The organism is Halapricum sp. CBA1109 (assembly GCF_009741825.1).
In the GTDB taxonomy this organism is placed as follows: Archaea; Halobacteriota; Halobacteria; order Halobacteriales; family Haloarculaceae; genus Halapricum.
On record NZ_WPCA01000206.1, the window covers coordinates 1 to 3,478 of the forward strand.

A 3,478-nucleotide genomic window follows, 5' to 3' on the forward strand; every position below is an offset into this window, starting at 1 on the left:
ATCGCCCTCGGCGTCGTCCTCGCCGTCGCCGCCCCCGGCCTCGCGGCGTGGACCGTCGCCAACTACGGCCTCGACCCCGTCACGTTCGCCGCCGACGCCGTCGCCCTCGTCTCTTTCGCCGTCGTCACCCGCCTCCGATTCCTCCCGATGATCGCGCTCGGCGGCGGCGTCGGCGGGTTCGTCAACGGCCGCTACTTGTAGGACTCGACGGCCGCCCGATACCCCTCCCGGAAGGTCGGATACTCGAACTCGTAGCCGAGCGCCCGCAGGCGGTCGTTGGAGACGCGCTTGCTCGTCCCGATACGGCGCTTGGCGGCTTCCGAGAGGTCGTCGCTCCCCAGTCGCTCCGCTTTGGTCCGTTTGGGCGGACTCGGCTCGCCGCACTGTTCGGCAAGCCAATCCGCGAACGCCCACTTGCTGACGGGTTCGTCGTCGACGACGTTGACGACTTGTCCGCGCGCGCTGTCGGATTCGAGGAGGTGCCGGACCGACCCGGCGGCGTCGGCGCGATGGACTATGTTGAGATACCCCTCGGTGACTGGCCCCTCGACGTAGCGGGAGAGCCGATACCGGTCGGGGCCGTACAGGCCCGAAAAGCGCGCGACGGTCCCGTCGGTGTCCTCGCCCGGCCGCTCTACGGCTAGCCGTTCGGCCTCGGCGAGCACCTCGGTCTTCTCCGTCGTCGGGTCGATGGGCGTCTCCTCGTCGACCCAGTCGCCGTCGTGGTCGCCGTAGACGCCCGTGCTTGAGGTGTAGACGAACCGCTCGGGCGGGGACTCCCGGGCGCAGAAGTGGTCGATGGCCGTCCGGAGGCCGTCGACGTACACCTCGCGGGCGGCCGCGGCGGCCCGGCCACCGCTTGAGGCCGCGAAGACGACCCACTCGGCGTCCGGCACCGCCGACAGCGCCTCGTCGTCGGTCACGTCCGCCCGCACGCCACTCGCGCCGGTCGCTTCGACGGCCTCGATGCCGCTCTCCGACCGGCGGACGCCGACCACGTCGTGGTCCGACCGGAGTTGCCGGGCCAGTTCCAGCCCGATGTAGCCACAGCCGAGGATTGCGACCGTCATCGCTTGTGGGCCTCGATGGCGTGGTGCAGCGTCGCGTACTCCGCGAGCGTGATGGGGTGGCGTCCCTCGACTTTCTGCTGGATGAGCTTGGGCGCTATCTCGCCCCCGATGGCCGACGACAGCGCGTCGACGTCCATCACGGCCGTCGTCATCCCCAACAGCAACACGTCCCGCGCCTCGGCGACCACGGTGTCGGCGTCGGGGTACTCCTCGCCCAGCGCCAGCAGTGCGGCGGCGTCGGTGAGTTCGAGTTCGGGGCTGTCGCCGTCGAGCAGTGCCTCGATAGTCGCCGCGTCGAGACCGGCCCGCTCGGCCGCCGTCGCCGGGTCGACGCCGTCGATGGCGGCCGCGATGGCGGCCTCGTAGTCGGCCCTGAGCTGTTCGGGTGTGCGCTCGCCCGCGTCCTCGAATCGGCCTGTCAACATAGCCCCCGCTACGTCGCTGGGGTACAAGTCGGTGGCGCGTCCAGCAAGTGTTGTCAGGCGGGTGGTTGGTCACAACGTTGATTACTCGGTGTGCCGACCCACTGTGTATGAAAGTCGTCCTGATCGGTCTGGGCCAAGCCGGCGGCAAGATCACACAGGCCCTCGCCGAGTACGACTACGAGATGGGGTTCGACGCGGTCAAGGGAGCGCTTGCGGTCAACAGCGCCCGCGCGGACCTCTCGGAACTCGACATCGACACGATGCTCATCGGCCAGGAGCGCGTCAAGGGCCACGGCGTCGGCGGCGACAACGAACTCGGTGCCGAAATTATGCAGGCCGAGGCGACTGAGGTTATGGACAGCCTCGACGGCAGAGTTTCCTCGCGCGCGGAGGCGGTGTTCATCGTCGCCGGCCTCGGCGGCGGCACCGGGTCCGGCGGCGCGCCGATGCTCGCCCGTGAACTCCAACGCGTCTACGACATCCCCATCTACGTCCTCGGGGTCCTCCCGGGACGGGACGAGGGGTCGATCTATCAGGCGAACGCCGGGCGGTCGCTGAAGACCATCGTCCGCGAGGCCGACGCGACGCTTTTGATCGACAACGACGCCTGGCACTCAGCCGACGAGAGCCTCGAAGAGGGCTTTGACACCATCAACCAGAACATCGCCCAGCGCGTGGGATTGTTGCTCGCTTCCGGCGAGATAGTCGAGGGCGTCGGCGAAAGCGTCGTCGACTCCAGCGAGATCATCAACACGCTCAAACCCGGCGGCATCGCCTCGCTGGGGTACGCCTCCGCGGCGGCCAGCGAGGACGCCGGTGAGAACGTCTCGACGATCACCTCCGCGGCGCGAAACGCCCTCCTGACGGGGACGAGCCTCCCCAACGCCGTCGAGGCCGAGACCGCACTGCTCGTCATCGCCGGGCAACCGGACCGCATCTCCCGGAAGGGCGTCGAGCGCGCCCGCCGCTGGCTCGAAGAAGAGACCGGCAGTTTGGAGGTCCGGGGCGGGGACTTCCCCCTTGAGAGCGACCGACTTGCCGCGCTGGTCCTGCTCGGCGGCGTCGAGCGCTCGACCCGCATTCAGGAGTTCCTCGACCGCGCCCGCGAGGCCCACGCCCAGCAGGAACCGGAGACCGACCCCGGCGACGCATTCCAGAACGACGACCTAGAGGACCTCTTCTAGCCGCGTCGAGACGGCGGCCGCTCGCTGTCGACCGTGGCGCGCCCACAGCACGAGCAGACTCGGTAGGACGTAGACACTGACGAGAAACGACAGCACCAGCGACAGCACGACCAAGGTCCCGAAGCTCCGGAACTGGGGGCTGGGGTGCAACAGCAGCGCCGTGAACGCGCCCGCGGAGGTGAGCGTACTGCCCAACAGCGCACCGCCGGTGCCGACGACCGCCCGTTCGAGCGCCGGCACCACTCCCTCCCCGGGGTCGAACTCCAGCGCGAACCGGTCCGAGAGGTGGATGCTGTAGTCGACCCCGAGGCCGACGACGAGGCTTACGAGCAGCGCCGTCACGGGCGTCAGCGGGACCGAGAGCAGATACATCGACCCGAGCAACAGCGCCGTCACCAGCGCGATGGGGAGCGCCGTCATCGCCCCGAGGGTCGCACTGCCCTCCGCGAGGCGGTAGACGACGAGCAACACGAGGAAGACGGCGACCAGCGCGAGGACCATCGTCCGGAAGATGCTGTTTGCGGTCTGGACCGCCTCGGCCTCACTCACGGCACCGATACCGACCGCCGTCGCCGTGAGGCCGCTGTCGGCCTCGACCGCCGCCGCGCCCGCGGTCATCAGGTCACCCTGCGTGTCGAAGGTGGCGTCGGCATCGACCGGTGTGCCGAGCAACAGCGCTCGGTAGGAGCCGCCGTCGCTCCGTTCGATCACCGTCGCCGCCCGGTCGGGCGCGGCCGCGTAGAGCGCGTCGTAAACCGCCGTCAAGTTCCCGTCGGGGACCCCGTCGTCGTCGGCGTCG

The 3,478-nt window shown here is 69.5% G+C and carries 5 protein-coding genes; 2 read left to right on the forward strand and 3 right to left on the reverse strand.

What is annotated here, in order from left to right; genetic code table 11:
* The coding region (locus tag GJ629_RS16485; protein ID WP_197428658.1) for a hypothetical protein at positions 1-201 on the forward strand (201 nt) is incomplete at its 5' end.
* On the opposite strand, the gene GJ629_RS15080 is transcribed toward GJ629_RS16485, so the two are convergent.
* Both GJ629_RS15080 and GJ629_RS15085 read right to left on the reverse strand, forming a co-directional pair.
* Positions 192-1,070, reverse strand: a complete 879-nt coding sequence (locus tag GJ629_RS15080; protein ID WP_157513751.1) for an SDR family oxidoreductase — start codon at positions 1,068-1,070, stop codon at positions 192-194. The two genes, GJ629_RS16485 and GJ629_RS15080, sit on opposite strands and share 10 nt — an antisense overlap.
* Positions 1,067-1,495 (reverse strand): DUF5791 family protein, encoded by a 429-nt coding sequence (locus tag GJ629_RS15085; RefSeq protein ID WP_157513752.1) that lies wholly within the window; start codon positions 1,493-1,495, stop codon positions 1,067-1,069. Before GJ629_RS15085 ends, GJ629_RS15080 begins: the two co-directional genes overlap by 4 nt.
* Positions 1,496-1,602: 107 nt before the next feature.
* Here GJ629_RS15085 and GJ629_RS15090 point away from each other — a divergent pair, with 107 nt between their 5' ends.
* Positions 1,603-2,679: a tubulin/FtsZ family protein gene (locus GJ629_RS15090; protein WP_157513753.1), complete on the forward strand. Its 1,077-nt coding sequence runs from the start codon at positions 1,603-1,605 to the stop codon at positions 2,677-2,679.
* Here the strand turns inward: GJ629_RS15090 and GJ629_RS15095 are convergent.
* Positions 2,662-3,478, reverse strand: an 817-nt coding sequence (locus tag GJ629_RS15095; RefSeq protein WP_157513754.1) for an MMPL family transporter, incomplete at its 5' end; no start/stop codon positions are given. The genes GJ629_RS15090 and GJ629_RS15095 overlap by 18 nt on opposite strands.

Excerpts from the sequence above, each read along its gene's own strand:
- GJ629_RS15080 (WP_157513751.1), bottom strand. The coding sequence starts at position 1,070 with ATGACGGTCGCAATCCTCGGCTGTGGCTACATCGGGCTGGAACTGGCC.
- GJ629_RS15090 (WP_157513753.1), top strand. The coding sequence starts at position 1,603 with ATGAAAGTCGTCCTGATCGGTCTGGGCCAAGCCGGCGGCAAGATCACA.
- GJ629_RS15085 (WP_157513752.1), bottom strand. The coding sequence starts at position 1,495 with ATGTTGACAGGCCGATTCGAGGACGCGGGCGAGCGCACACCCGAACAG.